This window comes from Bradyrhizobium sp. 930_D9_N1_4 (assembly GCF_052076015.1).
In the GTDB taxonomy this organism is placed as follows: Bacteria; Pseudomonadota; Alphaproteobacteria; order Rhizobiales; family Xanthobacteraceae; genus Bradyrhizobium.
Genome location: NZ_CP197236.1, coordinates 92,313 through 107,873, shown reverse-complemented (window position 1 = coordinate 107,873; position 15,561 = coordinate 92,313). Strand labels below are relative to the sequence as shown.

The window sequence follows — 15,561 nt, the reverse complement described above, 5'->3', positions numbered from 1 at the left end:
CCCGGGACCCATACCCACAGGATCGAGATTGGCGAAGATTCGTGGTTGCCAACTCGCGCGACAACTTCCCCTTAGGGGTATGGGTCCCCGCCTTCGCGGGGACGACAGCGGAGCGCGTGGCGACGTACTTGGCCACGCAGTCACGGCCTTGTTTTCTTCAAATTGCGCCGCAATTGATGTATCCAGACAAGCCATTGGTCACGTTGTGACGGCACAACGCAGCCGGCCTTTCATTTGGAGACATTCCGATGTCGCTCGATTCGGACATCATCGTCGATCGCCGCAGGATCCGCCGCAAGCTGACGTTCTGGCGCGTGGTCGCCGCGCTGATCGCGATCGCGGCGATTGCGAGCTTCGCGCTGGTCGCGACGCCGGGTGCGCGTGGCACCTTCGCATCATCAGGCTCGATCGCGCGGGTCCAGATCGAAGGGTTGATCCGCAGCGATTCCGATCGCACCCAGGCGCTGGAGCGGCTGGAGAATTCGCAGGCTGCCGCCGTCATCATCCACATCAACTCGCCGGGCGGCACCACCGCCGGCTCCGAGCAGCTCTACGATTCACTGGTGAGGCTGAAGGCGAAGAAGCCGCTCGTCGTGGTGGTCGAAGGCCTCGCCGCCTCCGGCGGCTACATCACGGCGATCGCCAGCGATCACATCATCGCCCAGCAGAGCTCGCTGGTGGGCTCGATCGGCGTGCTGTTCCAGTTTCCCAACGTCTCGGAGCTGCTGAAGACCGTCGGCGTCAAGGTCGAAGAGGTGAAGTCCTCGCCGCTGAAGGCTGCGCCCAACGGCTTTGAGCCGACCAGCCCGGAAGCGCGCGCCGCGCTCGACGCGCTGGTGAAGGATTCCTATGCCTGGTTCAAGGGATTGGTGAAGGAAAGGCGTGGCATGGATGACACGCAGCTCGAAAAAGTCGCCGATGGCCGCGTCTTCACCGGACGCCAGGCGATCGATCTCAAGCTGATCGATCAGCTCGGCGACGAGAAGACCGCCGTGACCTGGCTGGTCGAGCAGAAGGGCGTCAAGAAGGGTCTCACCGTGCGCGATTACAAGCTTCAGCCGCGCTTTGGCGATCTGCCGTTCCTCAAAACAGCTGCGGTCGTAACGCTGGAAGCACTTGGTTTAGGCTCGATTGCGCATCAGATCGCGCAAACCGGCGTCGCGCAGGCTGTGGATCGCCTCGGAATGGATGGAATGCTGGCCCTGTGGCAGCCGGCCGCGTCAAACTGACGGAACCAAGCGAGCCCCAGAGGCTTTTCCCGTCTGGCGGGTAGAGGGGCAGCCCGCTTTTTCGGCATTTGTCACGTATTTTCGAGACGCTCAACCTTCATTTAGCGTCTTGACAGATCACGGTATTTTCACGGAAATGGTCATCCGCACGCTTCCGGGTCCTATCTCTCGATGATCAAATCCGAACTTGTTCAGCGTATCGCCGAGCACAACCCGCATCTGTATCAGCGGGATGTCGAGAACATTGTGAATGCGATTCTCGAAGAGATCGTAGCGGCTCTCGCGCGCGGTGATCGCGTCGAGTTGCGCGGCTTCGGTGCCTTCTCGGTCAAGCATCGCCCTGCACGTGCAGGGCGCAATCCGCGCACCGGCGCCCATGTGCCTGTCGATCAGAAGAGCGTTCCGTTCTTCAAGACCGGCAAGGAAATGCGTGAACGGCTGAATCGCGACCATCCGGATCCAGGCGCGCCAGACTGAGGCCGGCGTCAGGGTTTTCCGCGGTCGCGAAAGATGCGGCCGCAAGCTTGATTCAAAGCGCGAGCGAAGCGAGATGCGAAAGTTTCTGACCGCGCTGATCGTGATTCCGCTGGGCCTGATCCTGGTCACCTTCGCCGTCGCCAACCGGCATTTCGTGACGGTCTCCTTCGATCCCTTCCTGTCCAGCGACCCGTCATTCGCAGTCACGATGCCGCTGTTCCTTCTCCTGATCCTGGTGGCCGCCTTCGGGGTCGTCGCGGGCGGCTGTGCCGTCTGGTTCGGCCAGCGGCACTGGCGGCGGGCGGCACGGCGGAATGACGCGGATGCCCGGGCCGCGAGGGTCGAATTGGCCGATCTGCGGGCCCAGGCGGCCGCGGCAACGTCCGATTCCCGCCGTCTCCCGGTCCCGTCAGGGGCCGGCCTTTACGGGCCCGTCGGGCGAGACAAGCAGCGCGCGACGTTGTAGAAGCGGCCCCGACCGAAAATCCTGTTTTCCGGCCGCACCTTGCGGCCCTCACCTGCTTTGAGACCATGTCCCTGCTCGTCAAAATCTGCGGCCTGTCCACGCGCGAGACGCTCGACGTCGCGCTCGACGCTGGCGCCGACATGGTGGGGTTCGTGTTCTTTCCGCCGTCGCCGCGGCATGTGTCTCTGGAGCTCGGCCGTGACCTCGGCCGGCAGGTGAGGCGGCGCGCGCTCAAGGTCGCGCTCACCGTCGATGCCGACGATGCCACGCTCGACAACATCATGGACGCGCTGGCGCCGGACGTCTTCCAGCTCCACGGCCAGGAGAGCGTGGCGCGGCTGCGCGACATCAAGCAGAAGTTCGGCCGCCCTGTTATGAAGGCGGTGCCGATCGCAACTGCCGCCGACCTCGCCGTGCTGCCGGGTTATACAGCGGTCGCCGACCGCATCCTGTTCGATGCGCGCGCGCCGAAGGATGCCACACGGCCCGGCGGCCTCGGTGCGCCGTTCGACTGGCACCTGCTGGAAAATCTCGATCTCAAACTGCCCTACATGGTCTCGGGCGGGCTTCATGCCGACAACGTTGCGGAAGCCGTTCGTGTCACCCGCGCCGGTGGCGTCGACGTGTCCTCCGGCATCGAGAGCGCCCCCGGCGTCAAGGATCCCGAGATGATCAAGGCCTTCATTCGCGCCGCGCGCGCTACTCAAGAGTTGAGCGTCCGATGAACATCGCCAAACCAAACTCCTATCGCAGCGGTCCCGATGATCGCGGCCATTTCGGCATTTTCGGCGGACGCTTCGTCGCCGAAACCCTGATGCCGCTGATCCTCGATCTCGATAAGGCCTACACCGAGGCCAAGGCCGATCCCGCCTTCCAGGGCGAGATGAACGGCTATCTCAAGAACTATGTCGGCCGGCCCTCGCCGCTCTATTTCGCCGAGCGTCTCACCGAGCATCTCGGCGGCGCCAAGATCTACCTCAAGCGCGAAGAGCTGAACCACACCGGCTCGCACAAGGTGAACAACGTGCTCGGCCAGATCATGCTGGCGCGGCGGATGGGCAAGAAGCGCATCATCGCCGAGACCGGCGCCGGCCAGCACGGCGTGGCCACTGCGACGCTGTGCGCGCGCTTCGGCCTCGAATGCGTTGTCTATATGGGTGCCGTCGACGTCGAGCGGCAGCAGCCCAACGTCATCCGCATGGAGATGCTGGGCGCAACGGTGATCCCGGTGCAGTCGGGCACGCGCACGCTGAAGGACGCCATGAACGAGGCGCTGCGCGATTGGGTCACCAACGTGCACAATACCTTCTATTGCATCGGCACGGTGGCGGGTCCGCATCCCTATCCGACGCTGGTGCGCGACTTCCAGTCGATCATCGGCAACGAGACCAAGACGCAGATGCAGGAGATCGAGGGACGCCTGCCGGATTCGCTGGTCGCCTGCATCGGCGGCGGCTCGAATGCGATGGGCCTGTTTCATCCCTTCCTCGACGATCCCTCTGTCGAAATCTTTGGCGTCGAAGCGGCGGGCCATGGGCTGACGCAATTGCATGCGGCGTCGATCGCGGGCGGCCGTCCCGGCGTGCTGCACGGCAACCGCACTTATCTCTTGATGGACGCTGACGGCCAGATCCAGGACGCGCATTCGATCTCGGCCGGCCTCGACTATCCCGGCATCGGTCCCGAGCATTCCTGGCTGCATGAAGTCGGCCGCGTGAATTATCTCTCCGCGACCGACGACGAGGCGCTCGCCGCATTCCAGCTGCTCTCGAAGCTCGAAGGCATCATTCCGGCGCTCGAGCCCGCACATGCCATCGCCAAGGTGATGGAGCTCGCGCCCAAGCGGCCCAGGGATCACCTGATGGTCGTCAATCTCTCCGGCCGCGGCGACAAGGACGTCCCGCAGGTCGGCGACATCCTGAGGGGCAAGAGCAAGTGACCACGCGTATCGACACCCGTTTCGCCGAGCTGAAAAAGCAGGGCCGCGCGGCCTTCGTCACCTATGTGATGGCCGGCGATCCCGATCCGGCGACATCGCTCGAGATCGTCAAGGCGCTCTCGAAATCAGGCGCCGACGTCATCGAGCTCGGCATCCCCTTCACCGATCCGATGGCGGATGGTCCGTCAATCCAGGCCGCCGGGCTGCGCGCGCTCAAGGTCGGCATGACGCTGAAGAAGACGCTCGATCTCGTGCGCGACTTCCGCAGGGACGACAGTGTCACGCCGCTGGTGCTGATGGGCTATTACAATCCGATCTACATTTACGGCGTCGACAAGTTCTTGGCTGATGCGAAGACATCAGGCGTCGACGGCCTGATCATCGTCGATTTGCCGCCGGAGGAAGACGACGAGCTCTGCATTCCCGCGCTGAAGGCGGGGCTGAACTTCATTCGCTTGGCGACCCCGACCACCGACGACAAGCGCCTGCCCGCGGTGCTCGCGAACACATCGGGCTTTGTCTATTACGTCTCTATCGCCGGCATCACCGGTGCAGCGGCGGCGGACGCGAATGCCGTCGGTGAAGCTGTCGCGCGCATCAAGCGGCACACCAAATTGCCGATTTGCGTTGGTTTCGGCATCCGCACGCCGGAGGCGGCGCGCGCCATTGCCGAGAAGGCCAATGGTTCGGTGGTCGGCACCGCGCTGGTCGATGCACTCAAGAACAGCCTCGATGCCGAGGGGCGGGCGACCGCCAAAACCGTTAACGCCGTGGCTGAGCTGACGGCGGCCCTCGCCAAGGGCGTCAAGTCCGCGCCGCAGGCAGCGGAATAGGCCATAATTCCGCTTTAGCTCTTTAGTTTGAGCATGATCTGGTCGGAAAACCGCTTCACACTTTTCCGGATCATGCTCTAAGGCGGACGACACGGCGGCTTGCCGGGCGAGGGCCCGGCCGCCATATATCCTTTCAGGCGGCCCCCAGCGGGTGCGCACATCGGAGCAAACCATGAACTGGCTTACCAATGTGGTCCGGCCGAAGATCCGCAACATGCTGCGGCGGGAGACGCCGGAGAATTTGTGGATCAAGTGCCCGGATTCCGGACAGCTCGTGTTCTACAAGGACGTCGAGGCCAACCAGTTCGTGATTCCCGGCTCGAACTACCACATGCGCATGAGCGCAGTGGCGCGCCTGAAGTCGATCTTCGACAACGAGACCTGGTACGACGTCGCGCTGCCCGACGTGACACCGGATCCGCTCAAGTTCCGCGACGAGAAGAAATACGCCGACCGCATCAAGGATGCGCGGGCGCGCACCAACCTCAACGACGCGGTCAAGGTCGGCTACGGCAAGCTCGAAGGCGCGGCCGTCGTCGTCGCCGTGCAGGATTTCGATTTCATGGGCGGCTCGCTCGGCATGGCCGCGGGCGAGGCCCTCGTGCGCGGGCTGGAGCTCGCGGTCGAGAAGAAGTCGCCGTTCATCGTGTTCGCCGCGAGCGGCGGTGCGCGCATGCAGGAAGGCATTTTGTCGCTGATGCAGATGCCGCGCACCACGGTTGGTGTCCAGATGCTGCGCGAAGCCAAGCAGCCCTACATTGTCGTGCTGACCAACCCGACCACCGGCGGCGTCACCGCCTCCTATGCGATGCTGGGCGACGTCCAGATCGCCGAGCCCGGTGCGCTCATCGGGTTCGCCGGCGCGCGCGTGATCGAGCAGACCATCCGCGAGAAATTGCCGGAAGGCTTCCAGCGGGCCGAGTATCTGAAGGACCACGGCATGGTCGACATGGTCGTGCATCGCCACGAGCTGCGTCCGACCCTGGCGCGGCTCTGCCGCCTGCTGACCAAGGCACCGGCGCAGGAAGGCGCATCGAAATCGGTTCAGCCGGTCGTCAGCCCGGCGCAGATCGTATCGGCCGCTGAGACGGCGCCGGCTGCGCCGCACGCGTGAACGCCTCCTCTGACAGCGCAAAGCCGCCGCTCGATGAATTGATCGGGCGGCTGTCGGCCCTGCATCAGAAGCGCATCGATCTCGGGCTCGAGCGGATGCACCGCCTGCTCGAACGGCTCGGCCATCCCGAACGCAAGCTGCCTCCGGTGATCCACATCGCCGGCACCAACGGCAAGGGCTCGACGCTGGCGTATCTGCGCGCGACGCTCGAAGCCGCGGGCCTGCGGGTTCATGCCTACACCTCGCCCTATCTGGTCCGCATCAACGAATGTTTCCGTCTCGGCCGCGTCGGTGGCGGCGTGCTGGTCGGCGACGATGAGCTGCGCGCGGCGCTGGAAGAGGTCGAGCGCGTCAATGCCGGTGAAGCGGCAACGGTGTTCGAGCTGAAGACCGCAGCCGCCTTCCACCTGTTCGCGCAGAACCCGGCCGACGTCGTGCTGCTCGAAGTCGGCCTCGGCGGCCGGCTCGATTCGACCAATGTGGTCGATACGCCGGCGGCCTGCGTGATCACGCCTGTCAGCATGGACCATATGGACTTCCTCGGCGACACGCTGACCTCGATCGCCGGCGAGAAGGCCGCGATCATCAAGCGCGGCGTGCCCGTGATCTGTGCCGAGCAGACAAGCGAGGCGATGACGGTGATCGAGGCGCAGGCCAGCCGCATGCGCGCGCCGCTGTTTGCGGCAAACGAGAGCTGGCACGTCAATGTTGAGCACGGGCGCCTGGTCTATTCCGACGAGCGCGGGTTGATGGATCTCACGGCGCCGCGCCTGTTCGGCCGCCACCAGTTCGACAATGCCGGCCTTGCGATCGCGACGCTGCGCGCGATTCCGACCTTCAAGGTCAATCAGGCGGCGTTCGAGGCCGGGATCGTCGGTGCCGAATGGCCGGCGCGGATGCAGCGCCTCACCGCGGGCGAATTGCTCGGCTGGGGGCCGCAGGGGTCTGAGATCTGGCTTGATGGCGGGCACAATGCCGAAGGCGGGCGTGTCGCCGCGGCTGCGCTCGGCGATCTCGAAGAGCGGGTGTCGCGGCCGCTGGTGGTCATCGCCGGCATGATGGCCAACAAGGATGCGCAAGCGTTCCTGGCCAATTTCGCCGGCCTTACCCGTCATATCATCGCCGTGCCGATTCCCGACACCGAGGCCGCGATGCCGGTCGATCGTCTCGCGGATGCCGCGCGCAGCCTCGGTATGCGCGTCGAAACCGCGCCCGGCATCGAAGCCGCGCTGCGCGGGCTGGCGAAGCTTGCCTATGAAGTGCCGCCGCGCATTTTGATTACCGGTTCACTCTATCTTGCCGGCCACGTACTGGGGCTCAACGGCACGCCACCTGCATAGTCGGTCTCTTGTCCCGGACGCGGTGCAGCGTGCAACGCTGCTCCGCAGAGCCGGGACCCAGAATGCTGTTAGGTGGGCCCCGGCTCTGCAGCGCATCACTTCGTGCTGCGCAGCGTCCGGGGCACGAGAGTGATGAGAACGCCAATGCGTTTTGCCGCGATTGCCGACGTTCACGGAAATCACCTCGCGCTGGAGGCGGTGCTTGCCGACATCCGCGCGTTGGGGATCGCCGACATCGTCAACCTCGGCGACATGCTGAGCGGCCCGCTCGATGCTGCCAGGACCATCGAGATCCTGATGCAGCTCGATGCCGCGCATGTGCTCGGCAATCACGACCGCTATCTGCTCGACCGTCCGCCGGAGAAGATGGGCTCGTGGGACCGTCCCGCCTACGAAGCGCTCAATGAAGCGCAACTCGACTGGCTGCGTGCGCAGCCGATGACGCGCGTGTTTCGCGGGCAAGTGTTCCTCTGCCACGCGACGCCCGAGAACGACGAAGTCTATTGGCTCGACACCGTGCACCCCGACGGTACGGTGGCGCTATCGCCGCTCGACCGTATCGACCAATTCGCGCAAGGCATCACGCAATCGCTGATCCTCTGCGCTCATACGCATCTTGCCCGCGCGGTGCGGCTTCGTGACGGCCGGCTGGTCGTCAATCCCGGCAGCGTCGGCAGCCCCGGCTATCGCGACGTGCATCCGTTTCCGCATGTCGTCGAGGCCGGCACGCCACACGCGCGCTATGCGATCCTCGAACTGGCAGACGGTGCCTGGCAGGTGACGTTCCGCCAGCTCGCCTACGATCACGAGACGATGGCCGCGCTCGCGCATCGCAATGGCCAGCCGGAACTGGCGAACGCGCTCGCGACGGGTTGGATCAAGTAGCTGTCAAAACAAAACGGCCGGCGTGATGCCGGCCGTTGCACAACTCGTTACGCGCGCCTGCGGATCAGACCGCCGACGTGATCCACTGCTGGAGCTTCGCTTTCGGCGCCGCTCCGACCTGGCGGGAGGCCATCTCGCCGCCCTTGAAGATCATCAGGGTCGGGATCGACATCACGCCGTACTTCGACGCGGTCTTCGGGCTCTCGTCGACATTGAGCTTCACGATCTTGACCTTGTCGCCCATCGCGCCGGCGATCTCGTCGAGGGCGGGTGCGATCATGCGGCAGGGGCCGCACCACTCGGCCCAGAAATCGACGACCACGGGGCCGTTCGCCTTGAGCACTTCGGCTTCGAAATCGGCGTCGGAAACCTTGCTAACGGCCATTGGAGTACCTCACTCGGTTGAAAGAATCGGCGCGGATGGGAATCGCGCCCGGGATCATGGCGTCAACCTATGAACGGCCCCTTGCCGGGTCAAGGACGCTCACACCGAGATGAAGGGATGCCAGCGCCGCGTCCAGCGCGGGGGCTGAAATCTCCATATATTCAAGGGCCTCGGTCCAGAGCAGGACGGCCCTGATGGGCTTTTGGGGATAAAGCCGGGCGAGCACCGCCCGGTATAGCGCGAGCTGCCGGACATAGACGGCCGGCGCCGCCGCGGCGCTTTTGGGCGCCGCCTGGTTGGTCTTGAAATCGACGATCAGGATCTCGTCCGGACGAACGACCAGCCGGTCGATCTGCCCCGACACCAGCGCCGGCGGGCGTCCCGGCCGGTCAAGCTTGCCCACGATGGCGACTTCCGCCCGGCTGCCCTCGGCAAACACGGGTGCAAAGCGCGGCTCGGCGATCAAGGCGAGCACCTTGTCGGCCAGCGCGGTGCGGTCGGCTTCCGTCCAATCCGCGGCGTTGCGCGCCATGAAGCCGAGCGCGGCCTCGCGCCGGCGCTCGATGGTGATGTCGGGCAGGGATTGCAGCAACCTGTGCACCAACGTGCCACGTTGCAGCGCCAGTGCGCGCGACTGCACCGATTCGCCGGTCCGCACGGCGCGGCCTTCCTCGGTCGGCTGCCCGGACGGGCGCACCGGATCGTCCTCGATCAGTTCGATTGGCGCTCGCGTCCGCAACCAGTCCGGCAGCGCGATCGTCTGGTCCACCGACGTTGCCGGCGTCCCCAGCGCCACCACATCCTCCGGCCGGGCGAATCGGGTCACCTTGCCGAGCGGCGTCTCGATCGTCTCCTTGTCGAGGCCCGAGCCGGTGAGCCCGGTGTCGACGAGGTCGTACCAGCTCAGCTTGCGCACCGTCTTCATATTGCCGGGCATGCAGCCGCCGACGATCAGCCGGTCGGCCGCGCGCGTCATCGCGACATAGAGCAGGCGGCGATATTCGTCCTCTGTCTCCTCGATCATGGCCTTGCGCGCATCGGCGACGGGCTTGGGGTCATCGGCCTTGCGTCCGGCCCAGACCACGACCTCACCGCCATTGCCGCGTGGCACGTGGATCAGCCGGACCCGCTGCGAGTCCGCGGGCGAGGACGTGGTGTCGACCATGAACACGACGGAAGCCTCGAGGCCCTTGGCGCCGTGCACCGTCATCACCCGCACCTCGTCGCGCGAGATCTCCATGTCGCGCTTCACCTCGGTATCGGCCGAGCGCAGCCAGGCCATGAAGCCTTGTAGCGAGGCAGGCGCCTTGCGCTCATAGTTCAGCGCCAGCTCCAGGAACTCGTCGAGCGCGTCGTTGGCCTCGTGGCCGAGCCGGCGCAGGATGCGCGCACGTCCGCCGTCGCCGCCGAGCAGCCAGGCGTAGAACGCGAACGGCGTCTCCTCGCGCGCACGCATCGCACAGGCGTCGAGCCTTCGCAGCGCTGTGGCGAACTTCTCGCCTTCGGCCGCATGCTCGGTGAGCGCGCTGCGCAGCGATCCCTTGCGGCCATGGGCCAACTGGAACAGATCGTCGTCATCGAGCCCGAACAGCGGGCTCTTCAGCGCCACTGCGAGCGCAAGGTCGTCCTGCGGCAGCAGCAGCGCGTCCGCCAGGTTCATCAGATCGATGATGCCGATATGCTCGGTGAGTTTGAGGCGGTCGGCGCCGGCAACGGGCACGTTGGCGTGCTTCAGCGCCTGGATCACGGCGTCGAATGCATTGCCGCGCCGGCGCACCAGGATCAGCATGTCGCCATAACGCAGCGGACGGCGCTCGCCTTCGTGCCCGGTCAGCGTGCCGCTCTCGACCAGCCGCTTGATCTCGGTCTGGATGCGGCGCGCGAGCTTGACCTCGGGACTGGTGGCGGCGACGCCGTCGAATGGCGCGCGCCAGCCCTCGATGTCCTGCCGGTCGTCGGCGACGGCCAGATCCCACAGCTCGATCACGCTCGGGCCGGCATCGGCGAGCGCGTTGTGCAGGGGATGACCGATCTCGACCGAATGGATGCTCTTGTAGATCTCCTGCTCGCGGAAGACGTGGTCGACTGAATGCAGGATCGCGGCGCCCGAGCGGAATGAATAGGTGAAGGCCACGGGATCGAATTTCAGCCCGGCCGCCGTGAACTTGCGGTCCAGCTCCCGCTTGCGCGTATCGAATTCATGGGGGTCGGCGCCCTGGAACGAGAAGATCGACTGTTTCTCGTCGCCGACCGCGAAGACGGTGCGGTTCAGCCCCTCGCGCGCGCCTTCGCCGGCCGTGAACTCCGAGATGATGTGTACGACGATGTCCCATTGCCGCGGGCTGGTGTCCTGGGCCTCGTCGATCAAGACGTGATCGACACCGCGGTCGAGCTTGTAATGCACCCAGCCCGAGGCGACGCGGTTGAGCATCGCCAGCGTCTTGTCGATGAGGTCGTCATAGTCGAGCAGCCCGCGCTCCTGCTTTTCGCGGCGATAGTTCGCGGCGGCGGCCGTCGCGATATGCAAGAGGGCCGCGGTGCGGTCGCGCATGGTCACCGCGCGGCGCTTCTCGATCAATCCGATGAGGCGCTGCGCCTCGTTCTCGAACAAGCGGGCGACGGACGGGTTGTGCTCGCCGAACTTCTTGGTCAGCACTGCCTTGCGCGGCAGTTTTTCGTCGGTGAGGAAGACGCAGAGATAGGCATCGACCTGCGCGGCGCCGGAAAACACTTTTGCCTCGCGGAACCGGCCCGCCTGATCGTTGTCCGACTTGCTGCCGTCCTCCAGCGCGAAGGCGATGTCGTCCCAGCGCGCGCGCGGCAAATACGGGCCGTCGAGAATCTCGGTTTCGACGTCCTCGACGCGATCGCCCACCTCGACGCCCAGCACGGCTCCCATCTGATCGGCGGCCGCTCCGGCATTGCCGGCCTCGTCGGTCCAGGCCATGAAATGGTCGCGGCTCAGACAAGCCTCGCGCACCACTTCCTTGAAAGTGACGTCGGCAGCGCTCGCCATCGCGGTCAGCAGCGCCCGGCCGGTGATGCTCTCCGGATCGCGCGCGGCCTCCAGCAGCACCTTCAGATTGGCGCGCTCCATCATGTCGGTCTGGTCGCGCTCGTCGATGACGGCGAAGCGCGCGGGCACATTGGCTTCGAACGGAAATTGCTGGAGCAGGCGCGTGCACAGCGCGTGAATGGTCTGCACCTTCAGGCCGCCCGGCGTCTCCAGCGCGCAGGCGAACAGTTTTCGCGCGTCGCGGCGTATTTTTACGCTCGGATGCGGGATGCCGACCGCGCGGATCGCGGCATCGAGCCCGGTATCGTCAAGCGTCACCCAATGTCCCAGCGTGGTGAACACGCGCTCGGCCATGTTGGCGGCGGCCGCCTTGGTGAAGGTGATGCAGAGAATCTTTTCCGGCGGCACGCCTGACAGCAGCAAACGGATCACGCGTTGCACCAGCACATGCGTCTTGCCCGAGCCGGCATTGGCCGACACGAAGACCGACGCGGTCGGATCGGACGCACGCGCCTGCCGCGCACGCACTTCATCCGGGATAGGGCGGGGCAGCTTCACCATTCCTCGATCCCCAGACCGCCGGCCGCGGACCATTCCTTGATCCGCGCGAGATCGTCATAGGTGCCGTAGCGGTTGGTCCACATCGGCAGGTTCAGCGAGGTGTACGCTTGGTTCTCGTCGTCGAAGGCCCGGATCAGCGCCTCCAATTTGGCCCGTGCTTCCGCGGCTGCCGTGTCAGGCGGCTGTGGCTCATCGCCCTGCTTGTATTTGAGTTCGAGGATGCGCTCCTCGCCGGCCGGATTGTTGCCGCTCAGGCGGACATAGACCAGCTGGCTGACGGACGAACCGGCATCGATGTCGCGAAAGCCACCCTCGCGCAGGATCGCGGCTTCCAACGTGAGCTGCGGCGACAGGCCCATGCGAACCTGCTTGCCGGTCGGTGGCTGGCCGGTCTTGTAGTCGAGGATGGCGTAGCCGCCGCCCTGGCGCCGCTCGATGCGGTCGGCGCGGGCGGACAGCTTGAAGCTGCGTTCAGGATCGAGCGGAATCGAAATCTCGCCGCGCGTCTCCGCGGTGATGGCTTCGATCACGTCGCGCCGCGCCGTCTCCCACTCGCCGAACCAGCGCGCGATGCGCTGGAAGCGTGGCCACCATAGCGCCCGTGCCTCGGGCCGTTCCATCAGCGGCGCGAAATGTTTTTCGCCGATCGCGCGCAGCACGCGGGCGGGATCGTCGGGCAAGCGTGTGGCGTAGGTCTCGGTGAACTCACCCAGCGCTTCGTGGATCGCCGAGCCGCGATCGGCGGCCGAGAGCGGCATGTCGACGGGATCGAGCGGGTCGAGCTTCAGTATGAACCTGGCGTAGATCGTGTAGGGATCGCGCAGCCAGTCCTCGATTGCGGTCACCGACATCACCAGCGGCCGCGTCGCACGCGGCGGCCGCGGCTCCGGCTGCTTGACCGGCGTGACCTCGGCGGGCTGGTCGAGCGCGCCTGCGAACTGCACGTATTTTTCGCCGGCGCGAACGGCCGCCTTCCAGAGATCGTCGCCTGCGACCGCCTCCAGCCGATGCAGGAAGCGCGAGGCCACCGCCGGCGCGCCGCCGGCCTTGGCGGAATGCGTGAGGATCACCTCATCGCCGCCGAGCAGCTGCGCGAAGTCGTGGGCGGAAAGGCCGATACGGCGCTCCGGCAGGTCGAGACCAAGCTCGTGCCGCATCGGCCGGCTCAGCCAGGGGTCGATGCGCGGTGCGGGCGGCCACACGCCCTCGATCAGGCCGCCGACGATGATGCGGTCGGCCTGCATCAGGCGCGATTCCAGCGGGCCGTAGATCTGGAGCCGCGCGCCCGGCTTGTCACGCCGCCGCACCGCGCGGTCGCCGAACGCGGTCTGGAAGACGTCGGCATAGTCGGGCAGCGTCACCATCAAGCCGCTGGTGGTGCCGCCGCGCAGCAGATCGTCGAAAGCGCTGGCGAGCGCGATGCCTTCGCGCTCCTCGAATGCCAGCGGAATGCCCTGCTCGTCGCGCGACAGCTCGATCATGATTTCGCGATGCCGGTGCGCGAGCTCGGCGAAGTCGAACGGCTTTGACGATGCGAGGCTTTCGATTGGCGCCAGCGCCTTTTGCAAGGCGTCGATCAGCGCCTGGATGCGATCGAGGTCCTCGGCCTTGAGGCGTGCACGCGGCTCGGCCCTGTGGAGCGCGGAAACCTCCTTGCGCCACAGCTTCGTCAACTCGTCGCGAAAGCGGTTGAACTCGCGCAGCAGTCCGCCGGTGCCCGCAGGCGGACGTGTGCCGCGCAACACCGCAAGCTCGAGATCCTCGATGGCGGCTTTCCACGCGCCAGGCAGTTGGCCGAGCCGGCACAGCGGATGCTTCAGCATCGCCAGCAGGGTCGGCGGCTCCAATCCCCTGGTCGCCGCTTCAGCCGTGAGCCGCGCGAAAACGCCGGCGGACGTTTCCATCAGCACGTCGCCGCCGGAATCGTCGAATACGAGATCCCATCGGGTCAATGCGGCCATCACCCGCCGCGCCAAGGCGCGATCGGGCGTCACCAGTGCAGCGGATTTGTCGAGATGCCGCGCCTCGCGCATCGCAATGGCGATCGCAAGTGCTTCCATCTCAGGGTTCGGGGCTTCTACGACGGCGAGGTTTTTCATGCCGCCCGCGATTCTGACGGCGACATCGGGCTGCTTCAGCCGGTCGTGCCAGACTTCCGTCTGGGACGACGGCCGCATCGATTCGGACGCGAGCAGATCGCGGCCGCCTTCGGCCGGCGGCTGGAGGAGCTCGATGTCGCCGCGCTTGATGCCGAAGCGATCCAGCAGCGCGTGCATGGCATATTGCGGATGGTTCGACGCCGGATGCTCCGCGAACTTGCCGAGCGAGTCGCGCACGCCGCCGATGCTGCGCCAGGCGTCGTCGTCGAGATCGGTGTCGAGCCCCGGCAGCACCACGGCACCGTGCGGCAGGGATGCGACCGCATGCAGGAATTTTGCGGTGGCCGGCATCGAGCCGGTCGAGCCGGCCGCGATCACCGGGCCATGGGGATGCGCAGTCAGCCGCCTGGCTTCCGCTGCAATGAGCAGGTCGCGCCGCGCGGCAGGCTCGATCCGGTTGATCTCGGCGAGATGGCCGGGCCAGGCGATGCGCGCGATGCGCAAGAATTCGAGTGAGTGCTGCCAGTAGCGGTCGAGCATGTCAGGCACGAGGCCATCGAGCGCGCTCCAGTCGACGCCGCGCGTGACCATGTCGTCGATCAGGCGGGCGAGGTCGCCGGCCAGCGCCAGCGTCGATGCGGGGCCGCCGACCACGAGCGGCGACAGCACCGGGCCCTTGGCCCAGGTCGCGACCAGCTGCGCGAGCGTCAGCCGCCGTTCGAGCTCGCCAAGCCGCGGCGGGATGTCGAGCGGCGTTGCGCCGGAAAACTGCTCGCCTTCGTCGGCGAAGGCGAGCTCGTCCTCGTCGATGTCGCCGAGCGCGACGATGCGCGGCAGCACGACGGCATCCGCCTTCATCTCGTCGAGAAAGATCTCGCGAACGACGCGCATGGCGCGCCTTGTCGGCAGATACAGCGTGGCGTCGGCCAGCCGCGCCGGCTCCTTGCGCGCCTCGAATCCGTCGACCAGCCGGCCGTCCAGCAGGGCCGAGACGATCGTGCGCAGGAACGGAACCGAGAGGGGAACGCTGAAAACGCGCATGGCTTGCCTGATTCGGGGATCAGGCGCCAATATAGGGAGGCGGATTCAAATGGATATGGGTGGAGGGGAGATAGTCCCCGCTGTTCGCGGCCTTCGTAGGGTGGGTTAGCGTCAGCGTAACCCACCTCTTTGGTTTTCGCGGTGACAGAAGAGGTGGGTTACGCCCGCGGATCGCG

The 15,561-nt window shown here is 65.9% G+C and carries 12 protein-coding genes; 9 read left to right on the top strand and 3 right to left on the bottom strand.

Features of this window, described 5'->3' with window-relative positions:
• Nucleotides 1-248 precede the first annotated feature (248 nt).
• The 9 genes from sppA (at nt 249) to AB7532_RS00410 (ending at nt 8,283) form a co-directional block, all read left to right on the top strand.
• A complete protein-coding gene (gene sppA, locus AB7532_RS00450) occupies nt 249-1,229 on the top strand; it encodes a signal peptide peptidase SppA (protein ID WP_441232885.1) in 981 nt (326 codons plus the stop codon).
• A 171-nt stretch (nt 1,230-1,400) separates the two neighbouring features.
• Nucleotides 1,401-1,706: an integration host factor subunit beta gene (locus AB7532_RS00445; RefSeq protein ID WP_007598410.1), complete on the top strand. Its 306-nt coding sequence runs from the start codon at nt 1,401-1,403 to the stop codon at nt 1,704-1,706.
• Between the two features lie 73 nt (nt 1,707-1,779).
• Nucleotides 1,780-2,172, top strand: a complete 393-nt coding sequence (locus AB7532_RS00440) for a lipopolysaccharide assembly protein LapA domain-containing protein (RefSeq protein WP_441232884.1) — start codon at nt 1,780-1,782, stop codon at nt 2,170-2,172.
• 65 nt (nt 2,173-2,237) lie between these two features.
• Entirely contained in the window at nt 2,238-2,897 is a 660-nt protein-coding gene (locus tag AB7532_RS00435) for a phosphoribosylanthranilate isomerase (RefSeq protein ID WP_441232883.1), read from the top strand.
• A complete protein-coding gene (trpB, locus tag AB7532_RS00430; RefSeq protein WP_441232882.1) occupies nt 2,894-4,111 on the top strand; it encodes a tryptophan synthase subunit beta in 1,218 nt (405 codons plus the stop codon). The genes AB7532_RS00435 and trpB overlap by 4 nt, the downstream gene beginning before the upstream one ends.
• Nucleotides 4,108-4,944: a tryptophan synthase subunit alpha gene (trpA, locus tag AB7532_RS00425; protein ID WP_441232881.1), complete on the top strand. Its 837-nt coding sequence runs from the start codon at nt 4,108-4,110 to the stop codon at nt 4,942-4,944. Before trpB ends, trpA begins: the two co-directional genes overlap by 4 nt.
• Before the next feature lie 172 nt (nt 4,945-5,116).
• A complete protein-coding gene (gene accD, locus AB7532_RS00420) occupies nt 5,117-6,058 on the top strand; it encodes an acetyl-CoA carboxylase, carboxyltransferase subunit beta (protein ID WP_441232880.1) in 942 nt (313 codons plus the stop codon).
• Entirely contained in the window at nt 6,055-7,398 is a 1,344-nt protein-coding gene (locus tag AB7532_RS00415; RefSeq protein WP_441232879.1) for a bifunctional folylpolyglutamate synthase/dihydrofolate synthase, read from the top strand. The genes accD and AB7532_RS00415 overlap by 4 nt, the downstream gene beginning before the upstream one ends.
• A gap of 144 nt (nt 7,399-7,542) precedes the next feature.
• A complete protein-coding gene (locus tag AB7532_RS00410) occupies nt 7,543-8,283 on the top strand; it encodes a metallophosphoesterase family protein (RefSeq protein WP_441232878.1) in 741 nt (246 codons plus the stop codon).
• Between the two features lie 64 nt (nt 8,284-8,347).
• Here the strand turns inward: AB7532_RS00410 and trxA are convergent, their stop codons facing one another.
• The 3 genes from trxA to addB all read right to left on the bottom strand — a co-directional run bounded on the left by trxA (nt 8,348) and on the right by addB (nt 15,385).
• A complete protein-coding gene (gene trxA / locus AB7532_RS00405; RefSeq protein ID WP_008540017.1) occupies nt 8,348-8,668 on the bottom strand; it encodes a thioredoxin in 321 nt (106 codons plus the stop codon).
• 67 nt (nt 8,669-8,735) lie between these two features.
• Nucleotides 8,736-12,245: a double-strand break repair helicase AddA gene (gene addA / locus AB7532_RS00400; protein WP_441232877.1), complete on the bottom strand. Its 3,510-nt coding sequence runs from the start codon at nt 12,243-12,245 to the stop codon at nt 8,736-8,738.
• Nucleotides 12,239-15,385: a double-strand break repair protein AddB gene (addB, locus tag AB7532_RS00395; protein WP_441232876.1), complete on the bottom strand. Its 3,147-nt coding sequence runs from the start codon at nt 15,383-15,385 to the stop codon at nt 12,239-12,241. Before addB ends, addA begins: the two co-directional genes overlap by 7 nt.
• Nucleotides 15,386-15,561 lie beyond the last annotated feature (176 nt).

What these genes read in the sequence shown, in the direction of transcription:
- sppA (WP_441232885.1), top strand. Translation starts at nt 249, where the DNA reads ATGTCGCTCGATTCGGACATCATCGTCGATCGCCGCAGGATCCGCCGC.
- AB7532_RS00445 (WP_007598410.1), top strand. Translation starts at nt 1,401, where the DNA reads ATGATCAAATCCGAACTTGTTCAGCGTATCGCCGAGCACAACCCGCAT.
- AB7532_RS00440 (WP_441232884.1), top strand. Translation starts at nt 1,780, where the DNA reads ATGCGAAAGTTTCTGACCGCGCTGATCGTGATTCCGCTGGGCCTGATC.
- AB7532_RS00435 (WP_441232883.1), top strand. Translation starts at nt 2,238, where the DNA reads ATGTCCCTGCTCGTCAAAATCTGCGGCCTGTCCACGCGCGAGACGCTC.
- trpB (WP_441232882.1), top strand. Translation starts at nt 2,894, where the DNA reads ATGAACATCGCCAAACCAAACTCCTATCGCAGCGGTCCCGATGATCGC.
- accD (WP_441232880.1), top strand. Translation starts at nt 5,117, where the DNA reads ATGAACTGGCTTACCAATGTGGTCCGGCCGAAGATCCGCAACATGCTG.
- AB7532_RS00410 (WP_441232878.1), top strand. Translation starts at nt 7,543, where the DNA reads ATGCGTTTTGCCGCGATTGCCGACGTTCACGGAAATCACCTCGCGCTG.
- trxA (WP_008540017.1), bottom strand. Translation starts at nt 8,668, where the DNA reads ATGGCCGTTAGCAAGGTTTCCGACGCCGATTTCGAAGCCGAAGTGCTC.
- addA (WP_441232877.1), bottom strand. Translation starts at nt 12,245, where the DNA reads ATGGTGAAGCTGCCCCGCCCTATCCCGGATGAAGTGCGTGCGCGGCAG.
- addB (WP_441232876.1), bottom strand. Translation starts at nt 15,385, where the DNA reads ATGCGCGTTTTCAGCGTTCCCCTCTCGGTTCCGTTCCTGCGCACGATC.